17 protein-coding genes and 1 tRNA gene are annotated in these 21,106 nt (G+C 64.8%); 5 read left to right on the plus strand and 13 right to left on the minus strand.

All coding sequences use genetic code 11. The features are described 5' to 3' along the window. Window positions 1-4 precede the first annotated feature (4 nt). From AC25MA_RS13325 to bglX, 3 genes are all read right to left on the minus strand, one after another. A complete protein-coding gene (locus AC25MA_RS13325) occupies window positions 5-1,339 on the minus strand; it encodes a sigma-54-dependent transcriptional regulator (protein ID WP_349738269.1) in 1,335 nt (444 codons plus the stop codon). Then, window positions 1,333-3,090 (minus strand): ATP-binding protein, encoded by a 1,758-nt coding sequence (locus AC25MA_RS13330; protein ID WP_028690187.1) that lies wholly within the window; start codon window positions 3,088-3,090, stop codon window positions 1,333-1,335. The genes AC25MA_RS13325 and AC25MA_RS13330 overlap by 7 nt, the downstream gene beginning before the upstream one ends. Window positions 3,091-3,208: 118 nt before the next feature. Beyond that, window positions 3,209-5,500: a beta-glucosidase BglX gene (gene bglX, locus AC25MA_RS13335; RefSeq protein ID WP_028690186.1), complete on the minus strand. Its 2,292-nt coding sequence runs from the start codon at window positions 5,498-5,500 to the stop codon at window positions 3,209-3,211. Window positions 5,501-5,703: 203 nt separating this feature from the next. Here bglX and AC25MA_RS13340 point away from each other — a divergent pair, with 203 nt between their 5' ends. From AC25MA_RS13340 to AC25MA_RS13355, 4 genes are all read left to right on the plus strand, one after another. Then, complete coding sequence (locus tag AC25MA_RS13340; protein ID WP_028690185.1) at window positions 5,704-6,312, plus strand: TPM domain-containing protein; 609 nt, start codon at window positions 5,704-5,706, stop codon at window positions 6,310-6,312. 156 nt (window positions 6,313-6,468) lie between these two features. Then, a complete protein-coding gene (locus tag AC25MA_RS13345) occupies window positions 6,469-7,689 on the plus strand; it encodes a class I SAM-dependent methyltransferase (protein ID WP_028690184.1) in 1,221 nt (406 codons plus the stop codon). A 177-nt stretch (window positions 7,690-7,866) separates the two neighbouring features. Next, window positions 7,867-8,139, plus strand: a complete 273-nt coding sequence (locus AC25MA_RS13350; protein ID WP_028690183.1) for a hypothetical protein — start codon at window positions 7,867-7,869, stop codon at window positions 8,137-8,139. Further along, the gene (locus tag AC25MA_RS13355; protein WP_028690182.1) at window positions 8,139-8,633 is read left to right on the plus strand and encodes a helix-turn-helix transcriptional regulator; all 495 of its coding nucleotides are present in this window, start codon (window positions 8,139-8,141) and stop codon (window positions 8,631-8,633) included. The genes AC25MA_RS13350 and AC25MA_RS13355 overlap by 1 nt, the downstream gene beginning before the upstream one ends. 33 nt (window positions 8,634-8,666) lie before the next feature. Here AC25MA_RS13355 and AC25MA_RS13360 read toward each other — a convergent pair whose 3' ends face one another. The 4 genes from AC25MA_RS13360 to AC25MA_RS13375 form a co-directional block, all read right to left on the minus strand. After that, complete coding sequence (locus tag AC25MA_RS13360; RefSeq protein ID WP_486972093.1) at window positions 8,667-11,219, minus strand: TonB-dependent receptor; 2,553 nt, start codon at window positions 11,217-11,219, stop codon at window positions 8,667-8,669. A 119-nt stretch (window positions 11,220-11,338) separates the two neighbouring features. Then, window positions 11,339-12,286, minus strand: a complete 948-nt coding sequence (locus AC25MA_RS13365; RefSeq protein ID WP_062364137.1) for a FecR family protein — start codon at window positions 12,284-12,286, stop codon at window positions 11,339-11,341. After that, the gene (locus AC25MA_RS13370) at window positions 12,283-12,804 is read right to left on the minus strand and encodes an RNA polymerase sigma factor (protein WP_062364139.1); all 522 of its coding nucleotides are present in this window, start codon (window positions 12,802-12,804) and stop codon (window positions 12,283-12,285) included. The genes AC25MA_RS13365 and AC25MA_RS13370 overlap by 4 nt, the downstream gene beginning before the upstream one ends. Window positions 12,805-12,880: 76 nt before the next feature. Next, complete coding sequence (locus AC25MA_RS13375) at window positions 12,881-13,897, minus strand: DUF4917 family protein (protein ID WP_486972094.1); 1,017 nt, start codon at window positions 13,895-13,897, stop codon at window positions 12,881-12,883. A 140-nt stretch (window positions 13,898-14,037) separates the two neighbouring features. Between AC25MA_RS13375 and AC25MA_RS13380 the strand changes: the two genes are divergently transcribed. Further along, window positions 14,038-15,096, plus strand: coding sequence for a glycerophosphodiester phosphodiesterase family protein (locus AC25MA_RS13380; RefSeq protein WP_486972095.1), 1,059 nt, complete (start codon window positions 14,038-14,040; stop codon window positions 15,094-15,096). Between the two features lie 91 nt (window positions 15,097-15,187). On the opposite strand, the gene AC25MA_RS13385 is transcribed toward AC25MA_RS13380, so the two are convergent. The 6 genes from AC25MA_RS13385 to AC25MA_RS13410 all read right to left on the minus strand — a co-directional run bounded on the left by AC25MA_RS13385 (window position 15,188) and on the right by AC25MA_RS13410 (window position 20,961). Next, a complete protein-coding gene (locus AC25MA_RS13385) occupies window positions 15,188-16,888 on the minus strand; it encodes a SulP family inorganic anion transporter (protein ID WP_028690176.1) in 1,701 nt (566 codons plus the stop codon). Between the two features lie 188 nt (window positions 16,889-17,076). After that, window positions 17,077-17,150, minus strand: a tRNA-Gly gene (locus tag AC25MA_RS13390). A gap of 115 nt (window positions 17,151-17,265) precedes the next feature. Further along, window positions 17,266-18,150 (minus strand): alpha/beta fold hydrolase, encoded by an 885-nt coding sequence (locus AC25MA_RS13395; RefSeq protein WP_088852653.1) that lies wholly within the window; start codon window positions 18,148-18,150, stop codon window positions 17,266-17,268. A 379-nt stretch (window positions 18,151-18,529) separates the two neighbouring features. Further along, entirely contained in the window at window positions 18,530-19,222 is a 693-nt protein-coding gene (locus AC25MA_RS13400) for a 16S rRNA pseudouridine(516) synthase (protein WP_062364144.1), read from the minus strand. Between the two features lie 34 nt (window positions 19,223-19,256). After that, window positions 19,257-19,478: a cysteine-rich CWC family protein gene (locus AC25MA_RS13405; protein WP_486972096.1), complete on the minus strand. Its 222-nt coding sequence runs from the start codon at window positions 19,476-19,478 to the stop codon at window positions 19,257-19,259. Next, window positions 19,471-20,961 carry a sensor domain-containing diguanylate cyclase gene (locus AC25MA_RS13410; RefSeq protein ID WP_486972097.1) on the minus strand — a complete coding sequence of 497 codons (1,491 nt, stop codon included), beginning with the start codon at window positions 20,959-20,961 and terminating at the stop codon, window positions 19,471-19,473. Before AC25MA_RS13410 ends, AC25MA_RS13405 begins: the two co-directional genes overlap by 8 nt. Window positions 20,962-21,106: the final 145 nt, after the last annotated feature.

Here is a 21,106-nt window from a genome sequence, read left to right on the forward strand (position 1 = left end):
CCGCTTACTCGCTGGCGAGAAAGTCCTCTCTCACCAACCCATGCCGCTGCATCTTTTCATTGAGTGTGCGCCGCGGCAGTTGCAAGGCCTCCATCACGCCCTTGATCTCACCCTTGTGCTGGCGCAGGGCCGCGCGCAGGCACTGGGCCTCGAACGCTTCCATCTGCTCGACCAGTGATTGCCCACCGGACTCGATCTCCAGGGCCGGCGAGCCCAGCCCCAAGGCATGCCGTTCGGCGGCATTGGCCAGCTCGCGCACATTGCCCGGCCAATCGTGAGCCAGCAGGCGCGCCAGTTGCACGCCGGTCAGCGGCGGGGCGCTGCGTCCGAGGCGTTCGGCGGCGGCGCGGGCGAAATGCTCGAACAGCAATGGGATGTCCTCGCGCCGCTCGCGCAGGGGCGCCAGTCTCAGTTCGGCGACGTTCAGGCGGTAGGCCAGGTCTTCGCGAAAGCGCCCGGCGCGGGCTTCCTCCAGCAAGTCCGGCTTGGTTGCGGCAATGATGCGCAAGTCGACGCTGATGCTCTGGTTGGCGCCCAGTCGCTCGAGCTTGTGCTCCTGGATCACCCGCAGCAGCTTGGCCTGCTGGGCCAGCGGCATGCTCTCGATTTCGTCGAGGAACACGGTGCCGCCATTGGCGTACTCCAGCTTGCCGATACGCTTGCCCTGGGCGCCGGTGAATGCGCCGCTCTCATGGCCGAACAGCTCGGCTTCGAAGAGCGTCTCGGGAATGGCCGCGCAGTTGAGGGCGACGAAGGGCTTGTCGGCGCGCGGGCCGAAGTCGTGCAGGCAGCGCGCCACGCGCTCCTTGCCGCTGCCGGTTTCACCGCGGATCAGCACGTTGACCGGCAGGCCGGCCAGCTCAAGCACCTGACGGCGCAGTTGCAACAAGCCTTGGGACATGCCCAGCAGGGTGTTCTCCAGTTGTGCCTTGAGGTCGGCCTGTTCATGCAGGCGGCGGTTCTCCAGGACCAGCTGGCGCTTTTCCAGGGCCCGGCGCAGGCTGCCCATCAGGTGTTGCGGGGTGAACGGTTTCTCCAGGAAGTCATAGGCGCCATTGCGCATGGCTTCCACCGCCATGGGCACGTCGCCATGGCCGGTGAGCAGGATCACCGGCAGGTCGGGATCGCTTGCCTGCAACCGTTCGAGCAGCTGCAAGCCGGACATACCGGGCATGCGCACGTCGCTGAGGATCACCCCGGGGAAGTGCGGCTCGAGCCTGTCCAGGCAGTCCTCGGCGCGGGCGAACAACTGCACGTTGAAGCCCGACAGGCTCAGCCACTGTTCCACCGCGGTGCGGATGCTCGCTTCGTCGTCGACGACGATCACCGAATTCAACATACAGGCTCCAGGTCGCGCGGCAGGGTGAGGCTGAAGCGGGCACCGCCCGGCAGGTTCTCGACCTGCAGGCGACCACCGGCGTCGATGACGATGCCATAGGAGATGGCCAGGCCCAGCCCCAGCCCCTCACCGACCGGCTTGGTGGTGAAGAACGGATCGAAGACCCGGTCCAGGTCGCAGTCGAGGATACCACCACCGGAATCGAGCACGCTCAGGCGCCACTGCGCATCGTCGGCCTCGATGCGGATCTCCAGGCGTTTGTAACGCTTGTCGGCCATGGCGTCGATGGCGTTGCGCAGCAGGTTGATCAGCACCTGCTCCAGGCGGATCGCGTCGCCGCGGACCCAGGCCGGGCGTGCCAGGTACAGCGCCACTTCGACGCCTTCGGCACGGATGCGGGTGTCCAGCAGGTGCAGCGCCTGGTCGACCACCGTGGCCAGGTCCAGGCGCTCGCGCAGGCCGCCGGGGCTGTTGCGGGCGAAGGTCTTCAGGTGGCCGGTGAGCGCGGCCATGCGGCTCAGCATCTGCTCCAGAGGCTCCAAGGCCTGGCGCGCTTCGTCATGGCGGCCATGGTCGAGCAGCAGGCGCAGGGTTTCCAATTGCATGCGCTGGGTGGTCAGCGGCTGGTTGATTTCATGGGCCAGGGCTGCCGACATCTGCCCCAGCGCCGCCAGCTTGGCTGACTGCACCAGGCCTTCCTGGGCGGTATGCAGCTCGCGGGTGCGCTCTTCGACCAGGCGCTTGAGCTCTTGTCGGCTGCGTTGGCGCAGTCGGGCCAGGCGCAGGCGCTGGCTGACGAACAGTGCGGCGAACACCAGGCTCAGCCAGATGGCCGCGGCGGCGAGGGCGGCGTTGCGCCCGTCCTCGGCGACCTGTGGCTTGCGCAGCAGGTGCAGGGTCCAGCCTTCGGCCTCCAGCGGCAGGCGCTCCCACAGGTACTCGGCGGTGCCATCCGGGCCCTGGACGCGGGTCAGGTGGCTGGTGTCGGTGAAGCGGGTCAGGACCTGGTGCTGCAGGGGCACCAGCGGTTGCTTGTCATACTGGCGGGTTTCGGCCAGCTCGGCGCGGTCGGCGCCGGACAGCGGTTGCAGCTCACGGTAGCGCCAACCGTCCTGATTGGCGATGAAAGTGATGCCGCGGGCATCGCTGACCAGCAGGATATCGCTGCCTTGGCGCCACTCGCGCTCGAGCTCCGGGAACTCCAGCTTGACCACCATGGCGCCGAGGAAGCGGCCGTGTTCGTCGTCTACCGCGCTGGACAGGAAGTAGCCCGGCACGCCGCTGGTCACGCCGACCGCGTAGAAGCGGCCGCTGCCCTGGCTGCGGGTCTGCTTGAAATAGGGGCGAAAGCCGTAGTTGGAACCGACATAGGTGGTCGGCAGGCGCCAGTTGCTGGCGGCGATGGCCAGGCCCGTGCGGTCGAGCAGCTCCAGGGTGGAGGAGTTGGCGGCGCCGTTGATGCGTTCGAGCTTGCGGTTCAGGGCGTCCTGCACCGGCTCGGTGACTGGGCCGCGCAGGGCTGCAATCAGCTCTGGATCCAGCGCCAGCACTGCGGGCAGGGCGCGGTAGCGCTCAATCAGAGTGTGCAGGGCGTTGGCGTACAACCCCAGTTGTTCGCTGGCCCGGCGGGCGTCGGTTTCCATGGCCTGGCGCTTGGCCTGGTGCATGGCCCAGCCGGCGCTGAGGGTGGTGCCGACCAGGATCAGCAGGATGATCAAACCCAGGCGCAGGGCGCGGAAGGATGAGGGCATGGGGCGGATCCGGGATCTCGGTTGTCTGTGCCAGCCTTATCGCGGGGCAAGCCCGCTCCCACAGGATTGCAGAGGGTCCTGTGGAAGCCGGCTTGCCTCGCGAAGGGGCCGATCCTGCTTAACGCAGCTCGAAGCTCTGTTGCTGTACCGCCTGCGAGTCGAGGCCGATCTGGACATTGAACTGGCCAGCCTCGGCGACGTGCTGCAGTTGGCCATTGTAGAACTTCAGGTCCTGCTCACTGATGTCGAAGGTCAAGGTTCGCGCTTCGCCTGCCTTGAGCATCAGTTTCTGGAAGTTCTTCAATTCCTTGACCGGGCGGCTCATCGACGCGCTCTGGTCCTGGATATACAGCTGCACCACGGTCTCGCCGTCACGCTTGCCGGTGTTCTTCACCGTCACCTTGGCCTGCAGGGTGTCGCCACGCTTGAGTGCCTTCTGCGACAGCGCCAGCCCCGACAGCTCGAAACGGGTGTAGCTCAGGCCGTAGCCGAACGGGTACAGCGGGCCGTTCGGCTCCTCGAAGTACTGCGAGGTGTAGTTGCCCGGCTTGCCCGGGGTGAACGGGCGGCCGATGCGCATGTGGTTGTAGTACATCGGGATCTGCCCGACCGAGCGCGGGAAGGTGATGGCCAGGCGACCGGACGGGTTGTAGTCGCCGAACAGCACGTCGGCGATGGCGTTGCCGCCCTCGGTACCGCTGAACCAAGTCTCGAGGATGGCATCGGCCTGTTCGCGCTCCCAGGCGATCGACAGCGGGCGGCCGTTCATCAGCACCAGCACCAGGGGCTTGCCGGTGGCCTTCAGCGCCTTGATCAGGTCACGTTGTACCGCTGGGATTTCCAGGGTGGTACGGCTCGACGATTCGTGGGACATGCCACGGGACTCGCCGACCACGGCCACCACCACATCCGCCTGCTTGGCCGCCTTGACCGCTTCGTCGATCAGCACGGCGGCGGGACGTGGGTCATCGACGATTTCCGGCGCGTCGAAGTTGAGGAAGTTCAGGTAGTCGAACATGGCCTTGTCGCCGGTCACGTTCGAACCCTTGGCGTAGACCAGTTTGGCCTTGCCTTCGACTGCGCGGCGCAGCCCCTCGCGCACGGTGACCGAATGCTGCGGTTTACCGTCAGCGGCCCAGCTGCCCATCATGTCGATCGGCGCGTCGGCCAGGGGGCCGACCAGGGCGATGGTGCCGGACTTCTTCAGCGGCAGGGTCTGCTCGCGGTTTTCCAGCAGCACCAGGCCACGGCGTGCCACGTCGCGAGCGGCGTCACGGTGCAGGCGGTCTTCGGCGTAATAGTCCTTCAGGTCGGTATCGGCCTTGGGAATGCGTACATAGGGGTCCTTGAACAGCCCCATGTCGTACTTGGCGCCCAGCACTTCGCGCACTGCCTGGTCCAGCTCGGCCTGGCTGACTTCGCCGGACTTCAGCAGCCCCGGCAGCTCTTCGCCGTAGAGCGTGTCGTTCATGCTCATGTCGATGCCGGCCTTGATCGCCAGCTTGGCCGCTTCCCGGCCGTCGCGGGCCACGCCATGGCGGATCAGTTCCTGGATGGCGCCGTGGTCGCTGATGGTCACACCCTTGAAGCCCCACTCCTTGCGCAGCAGGTCGTTCATCAGCCAGGTGTTGGAGGTGGCCGGCACGCCGTTGATTGAGTTCAGCGCGACCATTACCCCGCCGGCACCGGCGTCGAGCGCTGCGCGGTAGGGTGGCAAGTAGTCGTTGTACATCTTCGGCAGGCTCATATCGACCGTGTTGTAGTCGCGCCCGCCCTCGACCGCGCCGTAGAGGGCGAAGTGCTTGACGATAGCCATGATGCTGTCGGCGTTGGCCGGGCTCGAGCCCTGGAACGACTTGACCATCACCTGACCGATCCTCGAGGTCAGGTAGGTGTCCTCGCCGAAGCCCTCGCTGGTGCGGCCCCAGCGCGGGTCGCGGGCGATATCGACCATCGGCGCGAAGGTCATGTCCAGGGAATCGGCGGCGGCCTCGATGGCCGAGGTGCGGCCGACCTTGGCGATGGCATCCATGTCCCAGGACGAGGCAAGGCCCAAGCCGATCGGGAAAATGGTGCGCTCGCCGTGGATGGTGTCGTAGGCGAAGAACATCGGGATCTTCAGGCGGCTGCGCATGGCCGCGTCCTGCATCGGCCGGTTCTCGGGGGCGGTGCGCGAGTTGAAGGTGCCACCGATGCGTCCGGCGGCGATTTCCTCGCGGATCTTGTCGCGGGGCATCTCGGGGCCGATGCTGATCAGGCGCAACTGGCCGATTTTCTCGGCCTCGGTCATCTGGCCGACCAGGTGGTCGATGAACGCCTGCTTGTCTTGCAGGGGCGCGGCGGTGGGGGCGGCAAGGGCCGCCTGACTGGCAAGGCCCATGGCCAGGCCCAGCAAAGACAGTTTCATCATCAATTCCGTTGTCGAGTGATAAGCGGCTGGTCGAGACGTTTCGTACGCTTGTAGCTGTCGCGTCCGCTGGCGGTTCTGTGGATCATTCATCCATGATCCAGCGCAGTCGCGGATTATGCCTTATATGAAGCGCTTGTTGAGATACACTCACGCCCACCCGATTGCCGGGATAACAACGATAAGAACGCTCGAGAGACGATGGCATGACCGAATACGAACAGCGCCAGATCGCCGAGGCGATCGCCCGCGCCGAGCGGCGTACCGATGCGGAGCTGGTGACCGTGCTGGCCCGCCGCGCCGACGACTTTCCCTACCTGCCGTTACTCTGGGCCGCCCTGCTGGCCTTGCTGATCCCCGGCGCATTGCACCTGTGGCTGGGCGGTATCGGCGTCAATGGCCTGCTGCTGGCGCAGATGCTGACCTTCATCAGCCTGTGCCTGCTGCTGCGCCATCCACGTCTGGCGGCCTGGGTGGTGCCGTCGGTGCTGCGGCGCCGACGTGCCTCGGGCCTGGCCCGCCAGCAGTTTCTTGAACTCAATCTGCAGCGTACCGCCGGTGCCACCGGGGTGTTGATCTTCGTCAGCGAAGCCGAGCGTCATGTCGAGATCCTGGTTGACGAAGGCATTGCCCGACACCTGCCGGAGCAGGCACGCGAGGCGATTGTTGCCCGCTTCACCGAGCAGGTGCGCCTGGGTCATACCCTGCAGGGTTTCGTCGAATGCATCGAGGCCTGCGGCGAGCTGCTCAGCGAACACGTGCCGCCCACCCATGCGCGCAACGAGCTGCCCAACCGCCTGGTGATTCTCGACTGAGTCTGATCAGACCGGAGGCGAGTCGCAGCGGGCTTGCCCCGCAAACACCGGTGAAGCCGGTGCATTCCGCCGGGTGCTGGTTTCGTGAGGATCACCATCGACGTAGAATGCCGGGCATTGCGCATTGCGCCCCCGCATTCCGAGGCACCCGTTCCCATGTCGTCCCCTTCTTCAGCCCCCACCGCGCCGGACGCGCGTGCCCAGTTCCTGAACCTGCTCGCCGACGCCCTGGCCGATGGCAGCCTGAGCAAGCTGGTGCTGGCCCGCCATGTCGGCGCCGACCAGACCCTGCAGCGGATCATCGCCAAACCGGTGCAGATCAAGGGGCAGGCCTGCCTGTCGCTGGTCTACCGTCATCAGACCCGCGACATCACCCGCAACCTGGGGCTGGACCCGGCGCTGGCGCTGGTGACCGAGCTGCTGCCGGAAAGCTTTCGCAACGCGCACCTGTTCACCGCCGCCGGCGAGGTGCAACTGGAATTCAGCAAGAAGGGCAAGCCGATGCTGCGCCGCCACCTGGCCCAGCCGACGCCACGCGAGACCGGGGCTGGCGGGCACGACCGCGAAAAGAAGCGCTACCTGGAACTGTCGCGACCGTTCCTGCGCGACCTGGGGGTGACCGATGGTCAAGGTGCGCTGATCCCCTCGATGTCGCGCAAGTGGAAGCAGATCAACAAGTTCATCGAAGTCTTCGACCATGCCTTGAGCAGCGCGCCGGTGAGTGCGCAACAGACGCTCAAAGTCGCCGACTTCGGCTCGGGCAAGGGCTACTTGACCTTCGCCATGCACGATTACCTGCGCAATACCCTAGGGCGTGAGGCGCAGGTCACCGGTGTCGAATTGCGCGCGGACATGGTCGAGCTGTGCAACGCCGCCGCCGCTCGCCTGGAGCATCCGGGCCTGGTGTTCGAATGCGGTGATGTGCGCAGTGTGGTGCCTGAAGCCATCGACGTGATGATCGCCCTGCATGCCTGCGACATTGCCACCGACTACGCCATCCATACCGGCATTCGCTGCAAGGCCGCGATCATCATGTGCTCGCCGTGTTGCCACAAGCAGGTTCGTCCGCAACTGCGCAGCCCCGGCCTGTTGCAACCGATGCTGCAATACGGGCTGCACCTGGGGCAGCAGGCTGAAATGCTCACTGACAGCCTGCGGGCACTCTATCTTGAGGCCTGTGGCTACGAGACCAAGGTGTTCGAATTCATCTCGCTCGAGCACACCAACAAGAACAAGATGATTCTTGCGGTCAAGCGCCGACAGCCCCAGGACAATGCGGCGCTGCTGGAGAAGATCGCCGAGCTCAAGGCGTTCTATGGGATACGCGAGCATTGCCTGGAAACCCTGCTGCAGGCGGATGGCCTGATCGCTGGGTGATCGACCTCGCCTGGACCTACAGCACCTTCCCCGTTTCGGTTAGGCCGTTTCCGAAAGAGCTTTTCTGAGTCTGTTGCAGCCTTCCTGGCACCTAGTCTGGCTTGTGGTGACGCCCGTCGGCGTTACTGGGTTGTCACTTGACAACCTTCTTCCCATGCCCATACTGGAGCTCAATCGATGGCCCGTCCCCTCCATCCAAACAAGGAAGTCGAGCAGTCCTTGGCACACGCTGAGGCGCAGGGCTGGAAAGTCACGGTGCGGGGCGGCCACTGCTGGGGGCGGATCTATTGCCCCAACAACGACCGCGAATGCCGCTGTGGCGAGTTCTGCATCACCAGCGTGTGGAGCACACCCAGAAATCCGGGCACCTTCGCTCGCCAGTTGCGCCGGGTCGTGGACAACTGCACATCGATGCGCGGGATCGTCAAACAGCCAGTGGAGCGAAAGTGATGGAGTACGAATTCACCCTCAAGTACCAATTGCACGACGGTGTGGACGTCGATGCACTGATCGAGCTTCTGGGAGAGGCCGGTTGCGATGACGCGGTGGTCGGTAGTGGTCAGCCCGGACGCCTGGCCCTGGCTTTCTCCCGCGAGGGCAAGACTGCGCGGGAAGCGGTGCACAGCGCCCTGGAGAATGTCCGGCAGGTCTTGCCGGAGGCCCGCCTGATCGAAGCCAGTCCTGACCTGGTCGGCCTGACCGATGTGGCGACGCTGGTGGGGGTGTCCCGACAGAACATGCGCAAGCTCATGCTCACGCATCACCGCACTTTCCCGGCCCCGGTGCATGACGGCAGCCTTTCGCTCTGGCACCTGGCCGACATCCTGGCCTGGATGCAGGAACGTGGTACCCACGCCGTGGGCCAGGCGCTTCACGAACTGGCTGTCGTGGCGATGCAGGTGAATGTCGCCAGGGCCCAGGAACGGGTGGCGAGTGGCAGGTGATGCAGTCCTTTGCATCATCGCCGTTGGACAGACTCAGAAGAACCGGGTCACGCTGATCTTGGCATTGCGCCCTTGGGTATAGGCGTTCTCGCCTGACAATTCCGGTCGGATTGCCTTGTTGAACAGGTTGTCCACGGTCAGGTTGACCTCGGTGCCCTTGAGGTACGGCTGTTGGGGTTTCCAGTTGGCGAACAGGCCGTGAATTTCGTACTTCTCGTTGCCGAAGTTGTCGTAGTAGCGGTCACCGAGGGCGCTGGCCGGGCCCTCGAAGTATTTGTCACTGGGCAGGTGGCGGGTGGCGCCGACGAATTGTGCGGTCCAGCCGACACGGGCGTCCCAGGACGGAATCTTGACCCCCAGGGTGGTGATCCATTTCGGCGCCGGCACATCCTTGGCCCATACGTCGGGGCCCCAAGGGTTGGTATAGGCGCCCTCATGGCGACCTTCCATCCAGGCGTACGATACCGCGCCGAACAGGTAGGTGGAATCGTAGAACGTCTCGATCTCGAAGCCCTTGTACTCCACGTCGCCGATGTTGCGGTAGTTGCCCATCAGGCCACCGCCGCAGGTGTTGGCGATGCTGCCGCCAGTGACCAGTTGCTCCTGGCAGCCGACGCCAGTGGCCTTGAAGATCTCGTCGGTGATCTTGTTGCGGAACAAGGTCGTGCGTACCTGGGCGCTGTCGCCCTGAACAAACACGTTGGAGAAATCACTGATGCTGCCCACGCGCACGCCGGTAATGCGTTCCGGGTCAAGGTCGCGGCTGGTGGACGTGCGGCTTCCCACGCCTTGCACCTCGTACTGCTCATCCAGCACGGGGGCGCGCCAGGTCTTGCTGTAGTCGGCAAACAGCACGGTCTGTTCGGTGGCCTTCCAGAACAGCGACAGGCGTGGCGACCAGCCGCTGTAGGTCTTGTCGCTGTAGTCGTGGCCGGCGGCCGGGTTGTTGTAGTAGGGCGCCTGGTTGGGCTTGCCCTCGTTGGTGACGTGGTCATAGCGCAATGACGGAGTGATGGTCACGCTGCCCAGGGTGACGGCGTCCTGCAGGTAGTAGCCCTGGCTGTGGACCTGGCCGCTGGGCATGAAGTAGGGCTGGTAGTGGCCATAGTTGTACTTGGGCACTTCATAGGTCTTGCCGGGCATCCACATCTGCGTGTCGCGATCGTGGCGACGAAGCTGTACGCCAGCGGTAAGCGCATGCTCCAGCGGTCCAGTAAGGAAGGTGCTGGTGTTCTTCACATCGAGCATGCGGTCCTTGTACTCGGTGTCCATCTTGCGACCACCGGTGGCCGGCTGGAAGAACGCCGTGGCTTCACGCTCGTCGGTCTGCTTGGTGTCGGACTCGGAGTATTTCACCTGCAAATCGACCCACGGATTCTCGATGGGCTGGTACTTGTAGGTGGCCGACCAGGTGGTGTCGATGGTGGTGCGATAGGCCAGGAAGCGTTTGAGAGAGCCTTCGTAGCCATACTTCTTGATGTCCGCGGCCGAGGGTGGCGCCGGGTAGGCGGTGGCGGCGAAGGTGGTCCAGCGGTCGGTTTCGGAGCGCGAGTAGGAAAGGCCCAGGCTGTGCTCGTCGGTGAAGTGGACGTTGCCCTTGAGCAGCATGCCGTCCAGGTCCAAGGCGCTGTAGGGCACGCGCTTGGGGTTGACCGGCCACTGGTTGTTCGGGTCCGGCAGGTTGTCGGCCATTTTCAGGTTGCCGCCGTCGCGTTTGGTGTAATAGACCAGGCCGTCGAAGCGCCTGTCATCGCTGCGGCCGAACAGCGCCGAGCTGTAGATCTGCTGATGGTCGTTGCTGGCGTAGCCATATTTGAGCATGGCGCCACTGTCGCGACCTTCCTGCAGCAGGTCGCCGGCGTCCTTGGTCTGCATGTTGACGCTGCCGCCGAAGCCGCCGTTGCCGGTCTTCACCGAATGTGGGCCCTTGTCCACCTCGATGTGCTTGATCAGTTCCGGCTCGATGAAGACCGTGCCTTGCTGGTAACGCTCGAAGCCGCTCTTGGGCGCGCCATCAAGGGTCATCGGCACGTCTTCGGCGTCGCCCAGGCCCCAGATGTTGATGGTCTGGCCGCCGGGTTTGGCCGAGCCGCCCATGTTCACGCCGGGCAAGGTGGCCAGTACGCTGGGGATGTTGTTCGGTTGGTAGCGGTCGATCTGTTCCTGGTCGAGGGTCGAGCGTCCGACGTTGCCGGGCTCCACCTGCTTGCCGTCGCCGACGATGCTCAAGGCGCCGAGCTGGATGCTGTTGTCGGCACTCGGGGCGTCCTCGCGCAGGCGTACCACGTAGGTGTTGCCCATGCGCACGACACTGAAGCGGCTGCCCACCAGCAGGCGCCCGATGGCCGCCTCGGCCTCGAAATCTCCCTTGAGTGCCGGTGCCTGTGCGCTGCCGAGCAGGGCCTCGTCGAACAGCAACTGGACCTTGGCCTGCTGGGCCAGCTGACTCAACGAACGGGCCAGCGGTTGTGCAGGCAGGTCGAAGGGTACCGGCGCGGCTTCAGCGGCCAGGCTCATGGCCAGGCACAGGGCCAGCAGGGTGGGTCGGGCAGGCAGGCAGTGCAATGGACGCAACGCGGACAACATGGATTCCCCCAAACGGCAAAAGGCCGGAAAAAGCCCGCCATCAAACAGCAGGCGGGGAGGAAGACGCGGCGTTGCGATAAAACCTCACCTGCGAATGATAAAAATTCTCAAATTATTTTTTAGCGCCGCTCGATGCGCAGGCGCCCATCGGCGAGCAAGGTTGTCTTGACCGGCAACAGCGCAGGCAGGGCATTGAGCAGGGCGTCCGGATCGCGCACGTCGAGGTTGCCGGACACCTTGTAGCGGCCGAGCGCCGGATCGGCCAGCACCACCGGCTGCTGGCGATACAGGCCGAGCTCGTCGACCAGGCTGGCCAGCTCGCGGTTGCGGAAGCTCACATGGCCTTCGCGCCAGTCGGCGACCTGCTGCTCACCGAGTTCGTGGCGGGTCAGGCTGCCGCGCGCCAGGTCGTAGGTGACGCCCTGTCGGGCACCGAGCAGCACGGGTGGTTGTCGCTCACCCGGCGTATCGAACGCCACCTGACCGTGGGCGACCGCCACCACCAGTTCGCGCTCGCCACGGCGCAGGTCGAAGCCGGTACCGACCACGCGCACCTGGCCGCTGCCGGCGTCGACGAACAGGGGGCGCTCCTTGTCGGGTGCCACCTCGATGTACAACTGGCCGTGGTCGAGATGGATCAGTCGGCGCTCGGCGCTGAAGTCCAGGCGCAGGCGAGTCTGGGCGTTGACGAAGAGCTGGCTGCCGTCGGGCAGTTGCAGGGGCTGCAGGGCCTGGCCGGCGGCGATGTACTGGCTGAAGGCGGTGCTGCCCGCCCCCAGATTGCCCGCCAGCACCGCACAGAGCAGGGCCGCCGCGGCTGCCAGGGCCGGGCGCCAGCGTGGCGTGCGGCGCACCGGCAAGGGCACGGGGCGGTTGGCCTGTTTGAGCGCGGCCAGGTCATCCCACAACTGTTCGAACTGACGATAGGCACGGGTGTGCTCGGGCGTCTGCATCCACAGGGCGAAGGCCTTGCGCTCCTGGCGCGACGGCTGGTTGCGGTTGCGGCTGAACCAGCTCGCCGCCTGGGCGTCGATCGGGCGCGGGTCGAGCTCGTCGGTGGGGGTCATGGGAACTGCTCCGTGCCGTTGTCACTGTCCAGGCGTTGCTTGCATTGCAGCAGGGCGGCGGCGATGTGCTTCTCGACCATGCTGACGGAAATGTTCATGCGTTCGGCGATCTGGGCCTGGGTCAGGCCTTCGAAACGGTGGAGCATAAGGGCTTCGCGGCGTCGCGGCGAGAGTTCGGCGAGCACTTGGCGCAATTGATTCAGTCGTTGCTGCTGCTGGGCGTGATCCAGCGGGTCATTGGCGGACGTGTCATGGGCCTCGGGCAGGGTGTCGTCGGCCAAAACCGCGTGGCGGACTTTTTGCCGTCGCCAATGGTCGCTCAGCAGGTTGCGCGCCACCTGGAACAGGAACGCGCGCGGCTGTTCCACCTTGGCCCGGTCCCGATAGCCCAGCCACTGGGCGAACACATCCTGGGTCATGTCTGCGGCATCGCTGGCATTGTTCATGCGCTTGCGCAGGAAATGCAGGATGTCGGCATAGAAACCGTGGGCGACAGGGTCGGGCTTGGGGCGCTGCATGCACGCTTTCCGGGCTGGCGTGGAGGAAAGGGTGCGGATATTATCGAGAATTATTTACATTTGCAAAGTGGCCGATTCAATGCCGACGAGCGTGGCTGGCGGGTACGGCAATCGCCAGCTCAGCCAACCCCAAGGGATGACTGGTTGAATCGAAGAAATGCAGTGAAACCTGGTCAAGGTCGGCGAAACGGTCGATAAAGTGTTGCTTCTGGTTGATGATCGACGCCTCGCTCAATGGTCGGATGGCGATTGCCAAGTGCCGTGGCCGTGCCTGACGGATGGCCTCGAGCAGGTGCTGGTCGCTGGCATCCAGGTGTTGGCCGAACAGGCACAGGCCACCCTGTTCGCGGGCCAGCTGGCCCAGGCTCCAGGACAGGTAGTCCGAGTGGCGGATGGCGCGTAGCTTGTCGTCACTGCGGCTCTCGTTGACGAACAGCGGCACTTCGCCAGGGATGTTGACGGCGAAGCCTTCGAGCAGCTCGGCCTGTTCCGCGCCGCGCTGGCGGGTGCTGCCGTCGGGTAGTTTAAGCAGGTGCATGCCGCCATGCAGGTGCAGCACGCGGATGCCTTCTACCTCGCTGCGGCGCACATCGAAGAAACCCTGTTCGTCGAACAGGCTGGCAAAACCTTGCGCATCCTGGGCCACGGCCCAGGGCAGGATCAGGTCGTAGTTGCTGGTGTAGACGGTACGGTACTGGCGCAGCGCCTGGTTGATGGCCGTGCGCGTCGCGGCGGGGAACAGCGGCCAGGGCAGGTGCACGGCGCGCACCGCGTGGATCAGCGCCTCCTTGATCGAGTAGTAGCGGTTCAGCGGTGCGGTGGAGTTGATCGCCAGCGCGGCATTGGCCCGTACCGTGGTGTTCAGGGTGCTGAGAACCGGCTCGAACAGCTCGCTACCCAAAGCCTTGAACAGCGCCTGGTCGCTCACCCCCAGCGCCTTGTGCCGTACCTGCTGGGCTTGCTCGAACAACGAGAAGTAGCCGAACGGCTTCCACAGCGCGCGACTGGCGCCGTTGCCCAGCAGCAGGGCGGTGCAGGGGTGGCGCTGGTTGAGGTCGGCCCAGGAGGGCAGGTGGGCGTCGAGTGCGGGCATGGGTGGTCCGTTGGGTGGGGCGGAAACGCCAGGGACTTTAGCATGTCATGCAGAGTGTGCGAGGCTTGCGCCTTCAAGGACTGCACCGTTGACCTTGCCGGCGCTTTCAGAGGCCGGCCCCGATCTGCAAAGGACTACCCATGTACAAGACCCTTCTCCTGGCCACTCTGCTGGCGAGCACTGCCGCCCATGCCACTGATGGCAAGGACCTTGCCAATGCCCAGGACATCCCTCACCCGGCCGTGATCGCCCACCGCGGCGCCTCGTTCGACGCGCCCGAGTCCACCACCCCTGCCTACCTGCTGGCCCGTGAACTGGGCGCCGACTACCTGGAAATGGACCTGCAGCGCACCCGCGATGGCGTGCTGGTGGTGGTCCACGACGATGTGCTGGCGCGCACCAGCGACGTCGCCGAACGTTACCCGGAGCGCAAGGCCAGCCCGGTCAGCGCCTTCACCCTGGCCGAGCTCAAGGCGCTGGATGCCGGCAGCTGGTTCAACAAGGCCTACCCCGAGCGTGCCCGGGATGCGTTCAAGGGCCAGCGCATCCTGACCCTGGACGAGGTGATCGACATCGCCGAAGGCAATCCCGAGCGTCACCCCGGCCTGTACATCGAGACCAAGGAACCGGCCCACTTCCCCGGCATCGAGCAAGATCTGAAGCAGCGCCTCGAAGCCCGTGGCTGGCTCGACAAGCCGGGCCGGGTGGTGTTGCAGACCTTCGACCGCAACAGCCTCAAGCTGCTGCACGAAGCCATGCCGCAGGTACCGAAGATCCTCTTGCTTTGGGTGGCCAAGGGCAGCATCGAACCGGCCTCCGGGCAGGACTTCGCCGAGTCCGGCGAGCAGGACAAGTCGGCCTTCTACGCCCGCCAGCAGCCCAAGGACCGCGCCGAGTTCGAGCGCTGGCTCGACTACGCCAAGGCCGGCGGCGCCATCGGCACCGGCCCTTCGGCGATCCGCACCCACCTGGGCGAGCAGAGCTATTCCGACCTGATTCAGCCCTGGATGAACCAGGCCAGTCATGACAAAGGCCTGCTGGTGCACGTCTACACCCTCGACGAGGCGGTGGACTTCGACAAGGCGATGAAGGCCGGCGTCGATGGCATCTTCACCAACCGTGCCGGTGAGCTGATGCGTTTCTATAAACGACCGATGCCACAGAGCGAAGGCCAGTTACTGCGCAAGCTGGGTTACTGAACGGCAACATGATCGGCAGGGGACACAGGCTGTGCCGTGATACCGAGCCCACGTCCCGTTCAAGGGACGTCGTGGGTGGTAGTCCCTTCCCTCACTCCGCGGTACCCTCCCGGCGAGCCCTGTTGCGCCATACCCGATACGCCCGAATCCCCGCCCGTACCGAGCCGAACAGCAATTTTTCCTCCATCTCCCGGGCCATCCCGGAACGCACCAGCATGCGCAGGAAGGTGCCACGGGCACGGGCGATGGCGAAATGAATACCCTGGGCGGCGAGGGTGTCGCGGACTTCGCGCAAGGCTGCCACGCCACTGACGTCGATGTTGGTCACGGCTTCTGCGTCGAACAGCACCACCTGGGGTTTCTCCACGCCTTGCACGGCCTCGAGCAGGCGCATCTTGAAGTAGTCGGCGTTGAAGAACAGGATCGCGTCGTCGAAGCGGTACACCACCAGGCCCGGCACGGTACGGGCGTCCTTGTGCTGGCGCACGTCCACCTGGCCTTCGATGCCCGGCACCCAGCCAAGCACGGCGTCGGTGGGCTGGTAGATGCTGTAGAGCAGGCGCAGGATGGCCAGGGTCACGGCGAACACGATGCCCGGCAACACGCCCAGGCCGAGCACGCCGACCGTGGTCAGCAGGCACAGCCAGAACTCGAAGCGGCTGAGCTTGCGGATGGTCTTTAGCGACTTCACGTCGATCAGCCCCCAGCCGGCCATCAGCAGCACCGCGCCCAGCGCGGCCTGGGGAATCCAGGCCATGGGCGCGGTGAAGAACAGCAGGATCAAGGCGATCACCAGGGCGGCGATGATGCCCACCAGCTGGCTCTTGCCGCCGACCATGTCGTTGACCGCGGTGCGCGAGTCGGCGCCGCTGATGGCGAAGCCCTGGGAGATGCCGGCGGCCAGGTTGCTCACGCCCAGGGCGAGGAACTCGTGGTTGGCGTTGATCGCGTAGCCGTGGCGGGCGGCGAAGCTGCGGGCGGTGAGCATTGCGCTGCAGAAACTGATGGTGGCGATACCCAGGGCATCGCGCAGCAGGCTCTTGGTTTCCGCCAGGGTGCTCTGCGGCCAGGCCAGCTCCGGGATGCCCGCCGGTACCGGGCCGAGGATCGCCACCCCATAACGGTCAAGACCGAACAACCCGGCCAGGGCGGTGAATACCACCACCGTCACCAGTGCCGCCGGCAGCCGCGGGTAGCGTCGCGGCAGCCAGATCAGCAGGCCCAGCCCGGCCAGGCCGATGGCCAGGGTCAACCAGTGGATCTCGCCCAGGCGCTGGAGGAAGTTGATCAGGCTGAGGATGAACCCATCGCCTTCGATCCTGAAGCCCACCACTTTCGACAACTGCCCGGCAAGCAGGCTCAGGCCGATGCCATTGAGGTAGCCGATGAGGATCGGCCGCGAGAAGAAGCTGGCGATGAAACCGGCCCGCGCCACCCCGGCGGCGATCAGCATCACGCCCACCAGCACGGTGACGATTACCGACAGCTCGGCGATGCGGTGCGCATCACCCATGGCCAGCGGCGCCACGGCCCCGCCGATCATGGCGCAGGTGGCGGCGTCCGGGCCGACCATCAACTGGCGTGAGCTGCCGACCAGGGCATAGACCATCATCGGCAGCACGCAGGCGTACAAGCCGTACTGCGGTGGCAGGCCGACGATCTGCGCATAGGCGATGGCGATGGGGATCTGGATCGCGGCCACCGACAGGCCGGCTTGCAGGTCTGCGTGGAACCACTCGCGGCGGTAGTGCAACAGGTTGGCCAGGCCCGGTAGCCAGCGGGAGAGAAACATGCGCAGTCCTTTGGAAATGTTTCACAAAGCGTAGCGGTTATGCACCGCGAATCACTGGGCATTCAAGCCAATCGGCGCGGCCATGGCCATGGGCCAGATCAACAAAGGAACACTGGAAACGAAAAAAGGAGCCGAGGCTCCTTTTGACAGCGACGACGCTATTGGAACGTCGGGCGGGGAATGCGAGTTGGAGCGGGTAGAGGGAATCGAACCCTCCTCAATAGCTTGGGAAGCTATAGTTTTACCAATAAACTATACCCGCTTCGAAGCACGACTTTTTACCAGAACCCTCCCTGAATGAGAAGCCCAAGGCTGTAAAAAAGCCTGTCGGCGGCCCGTAGCCTGCGGCTGTCGAGGGCTACAGGACGCCGATGCGCTCAGATGGCCAGTGCATGCTGCCCCGTTTCCTGTGTGTAGCGGTGGCGGGGTTCGCGCAGCGCCGGTTTGAGGAAACCGAGCATCGCATTGCGGGTATCCTCGCAGGCAGTCTTGTGCTCCATGTCCAGGAAGTGGCCGGCGCCGCGGATCACGCTGAAGTGGCTACGCCCCACATGCCGGCTGAACTGGCGGGCATCCTCCACGGTGGTGTACTCGTCGCGGTCACCGTTGATGAACAGCACCGGGATGTCGATGTTGCGCGCGGCCTTCAGTGCCCGCTCCAGGTCGTGGTCGAGCACCTGGTTGATGTGGAAGTGCATCTGCGCATACTCGTGGCTGTCCAGGCTGCTGACGTGCCGGTAGTTGAAGCGCTTGAACAGCGACGGCAGGTGCTTGCCGATGGTGTCGTTGACCAGGTTGCCCACCTGGTAGCGGTCGCAGGCGGCCAGGTACTGGCAACCGCGCTCCAGGTAGTCGCGCATCGGTTCGTTGATCACCGGTGAGAACGAGCTGACGATGGCCTTCTTCACCAGCCGCGGCTGGTGCGCCAGCGCCAGCAGGGTGCAGGCGCCGCCCCAGGAGAACGACATCACGTGGTCGGCACGGAAGTGTTCAATCAGCTCGAGCAGGATGTGTGCCTCGGCTTCCTTGGTCAGCAACCGTTCATGGCGGTTGTGGGGTTTAGACTTGCCGGCGTAGGGCTGGTCGTACAGCACCACGTTGAACTGTGGGTGCAGGTTGCGCACTGTCTGTGCAAAGGACGCCGTGGTGGCCAATGAGCCATTGATCAGGATGATCGTCTTTTCGGCGCCTTCCGCGCGATGGAACTCCGTGTAAACCCGGTACTGCCCTTGGATATCAAGTACAGCGATTTCTGGCCTCATGTCATCGACTCCTGGCGCAAAAAGGGTATTCGCGTCACCTGGTGGCGTGTGCGATCGGCAGGCGGGTTGGGCGCCGAATCGACCGGACAGGCCATTAGGGTGCACGTGCTTTATGACAGGTAGGCATTCGCCTGGAACTGAAACCGGTAGGCCCTTGTGTCGATCCTTGACGCTTGTAGACGACGGTATTGTTGTGCGGGCGATTACCGTGCCCCAGGGCATCGAGACCCCGGGTGGCCGGTAAAGGGCGTCTTGGACTGCGGTTGTGACCAATGAGTCACATGCAGACCGACGAGTTAGCAGTCAAGCAGCGAGGCCGGGATCGCGCAAGTGCCGTTGAGGCAATCTTTCGTGGGAAACTGCCGAATGGCGAGTTCGTTCAGACCGAGGCGATTTCCTCGGCGGTCAGCGCCCTGAATTCTCCCGGATGCAATATCGGGTCCAGTGTGATCGACCCCATGCTTTCCCGATGCAGTCCCACGACCTTGTTCTGGAAGTGTCCGAACATCCGCTTCACCTGGTGATAGCGGCCCTCGACGATGACCAGGCGCGCGCTGCGCGGGCCGAGGATGTCCAGCTGCGCGGGCAGGGTGGTGAGGTCTTCGAAGGCGAAGTAGAACCCTTCGCGGAACCGATCGATGTAATGTGCACCGATTTCGTCCTCGGTGTGCACCAGATAGGTCTTGGGCTGCTTGGTCCGTGGCTGGGTCAGGCGCCGCGACCACTGACCATCGTTGGTCAGGATCAGCAGCCCGGTGGTGTTGTAGTCCAGGCGTCCGGCGATGTGCAGGTCATCGCGCAGCGCTGCCGGCAGCAGGTCGAGCACGGTGCGGTGCTGCGGATCCTGGGTGGCGCTGACGCACCCGGCGGGCTTGTGCAGCATCAGGTAGCGCGCTGGACGCCCGGGCTGGTGCAGTTGCTCGTCGACCTCGACGCGGTTGAATTCGCGCACCTCCAGCAGCGGGTCGCCGGTCGGCAGGCCATCCACGCGCACGCGCCGCTGGGCCAGCAGCAGGCGTACTTGCTGGCGGTTGTAGCAGGGCAGGTTGCCGAGGAATCGGTCGAGGCGCATGGGGCGGGTCGCTTGCGGGAAATCGGCGCGCAGTCTAGCGGATCGGGCGCGCTGGCGCTGCCTTGAGCTGCGCGTCCACCTGCGCGCAGCGCGGGCACAGGCAGGCCTTGTCGCGCAGCTCGGATGGCAGGGCCTCGATCAGCGTCGGGTCGATGGCCACGTCGAAGCACCAGCAGCCTTGCGCGGCGTTGCGCGGGTCGGCCAGGCCGCACTGGTTGAGGGCGCCACAGGCGGGGCAGCGTTGAAGTTCAGGCATGGTCGGGTCCGGGCATTTCGCTGCAGACGCGGTTGCGTCCGCCTTGTTTGGCACGATAGAGCGCATGGTCGGCGCGGGTCAGCAGGCTGTGCAGGCTGTCGTCGCGCCGCAGGGCGGACAGGCCGATGCTCACGGTCAGGCGCAGAGGCTGTTCGGCGTGGCTGAAGGTCAGTTGCTCGGTGCGCCGGCGGATCTTTTCCGCCACCTCGATGGCCTGGCGGCCTTCGGCTTCGCGCAGCAGCACGATGAACTCCTCGCCGCCCCAGCGGCACAGTATATCGGACTGGCGCAGGCTGCCCTGCAGCACATTGGCGAACTGGCGCAGCACTTCGTCGCCGGCCAGGTGGCCATGGGTGTCGTTGAGGGTCTTGAAGTGGTCGAGGTCGATCAGCAGGGCGACCAGCGGCGCGCTGTCACGCTGTGCTTCGATGAGCGCCTGGCCGGCCAGCAGGTCGAAGCTGCGGCGATTGGGCAGGCCGGTGAGGCTGTCGAGGGTGGCCAGTGCCTCGGCGTTGTCCTGGTGCCGCTTGATCATGGCATTGAGCAGTGACAGGACCACCAGGGTAATCATGGCGCAAATAGCCAAGTTCAGGTACAGCGACTGGCGGATGCGGTCCAGGGCGCCGCTTTCGCGCTTGTCCACCAGCAGGTACCAGTCCAGTTCCGGCAGCAGGCGCACATTGAGAAAGTGGCTGTGGCCGTCGTTGTCGGTGTACTCGTGACTGCCGCTGGCCGGTGTCGGCATGCGTGCCAGCAGGTCCTGCCACTGGCTGCTGTCGGCCAGTTGCTGGCCGGCGCGCAGGCCATGGGGGCCACCGTCGGAGCCGGTCAGCAAAACCTTTCCACCGGCGTCGGTGAACAGCACCGAGCGCTGGTAGCGTCGCTGGTATTCGTCGATCAGTCGGACCACCGACTCCACACTCAAGCCCACGCCGGCGGCACCGATGAAGCGCTGCTGATAATCGAGCACGCGGTGGTTGATGAATACGGTGGGTTTGTCCTGGTTGGCCATGTCCACATCGACATTGATCTCATAGGGCTTGCCCGACTGGCGCAGGCGGAAGTACCAGGCGTCGCGCCAGGCGTCGGCCCGCACCTGCTTGAGTACGCCCTTGGCCTGGTAGTAGGTGAGGCTGCGGTCGGAGACGAAGAAGCTGGTGCAGGTGGCCTGACTGCCCATCACGGCGCCCAGGTAGCGGGTGATGCGCCCGGTGTCCTGCTCGCCGGCCAGCACCCAGTCGCGCAGGAAGGTGTCCTGGGCCATCATCGAGGCGATCAGCACCGGGCGGATCAGGTCTTTCTGGATCTCGGAGTAGACGGTGTCGGAGGTCAGCGGCAACTCGGTGTTGACGATGCCGTCGCGGATCGCCCCGCGCGAGGCGTAGTAGCCGAGCAGCGAGGTGGCCAGGAAGCCGCCGGCCAGCAGCAGCAGCAGGGCGACGATCAGCGAGCGTTGCGAGAACAGGGCGGAAGGCGAAGGCATGATCTTCCCGTGAAGTGTGCCGGTGGCCACATTCTAGTGAGATGATCGAAAAATGACTGCATGTTTTTCAGGGTTATAGGACCTGTTTCAATTTGTTGCGCAAATGGCACTGAACCCTGTTGCCACGGTCTTATCCTGTGTCGAC

The organism is Pseudomonas sp. P65(2024), from assembly GCF_057480955.1.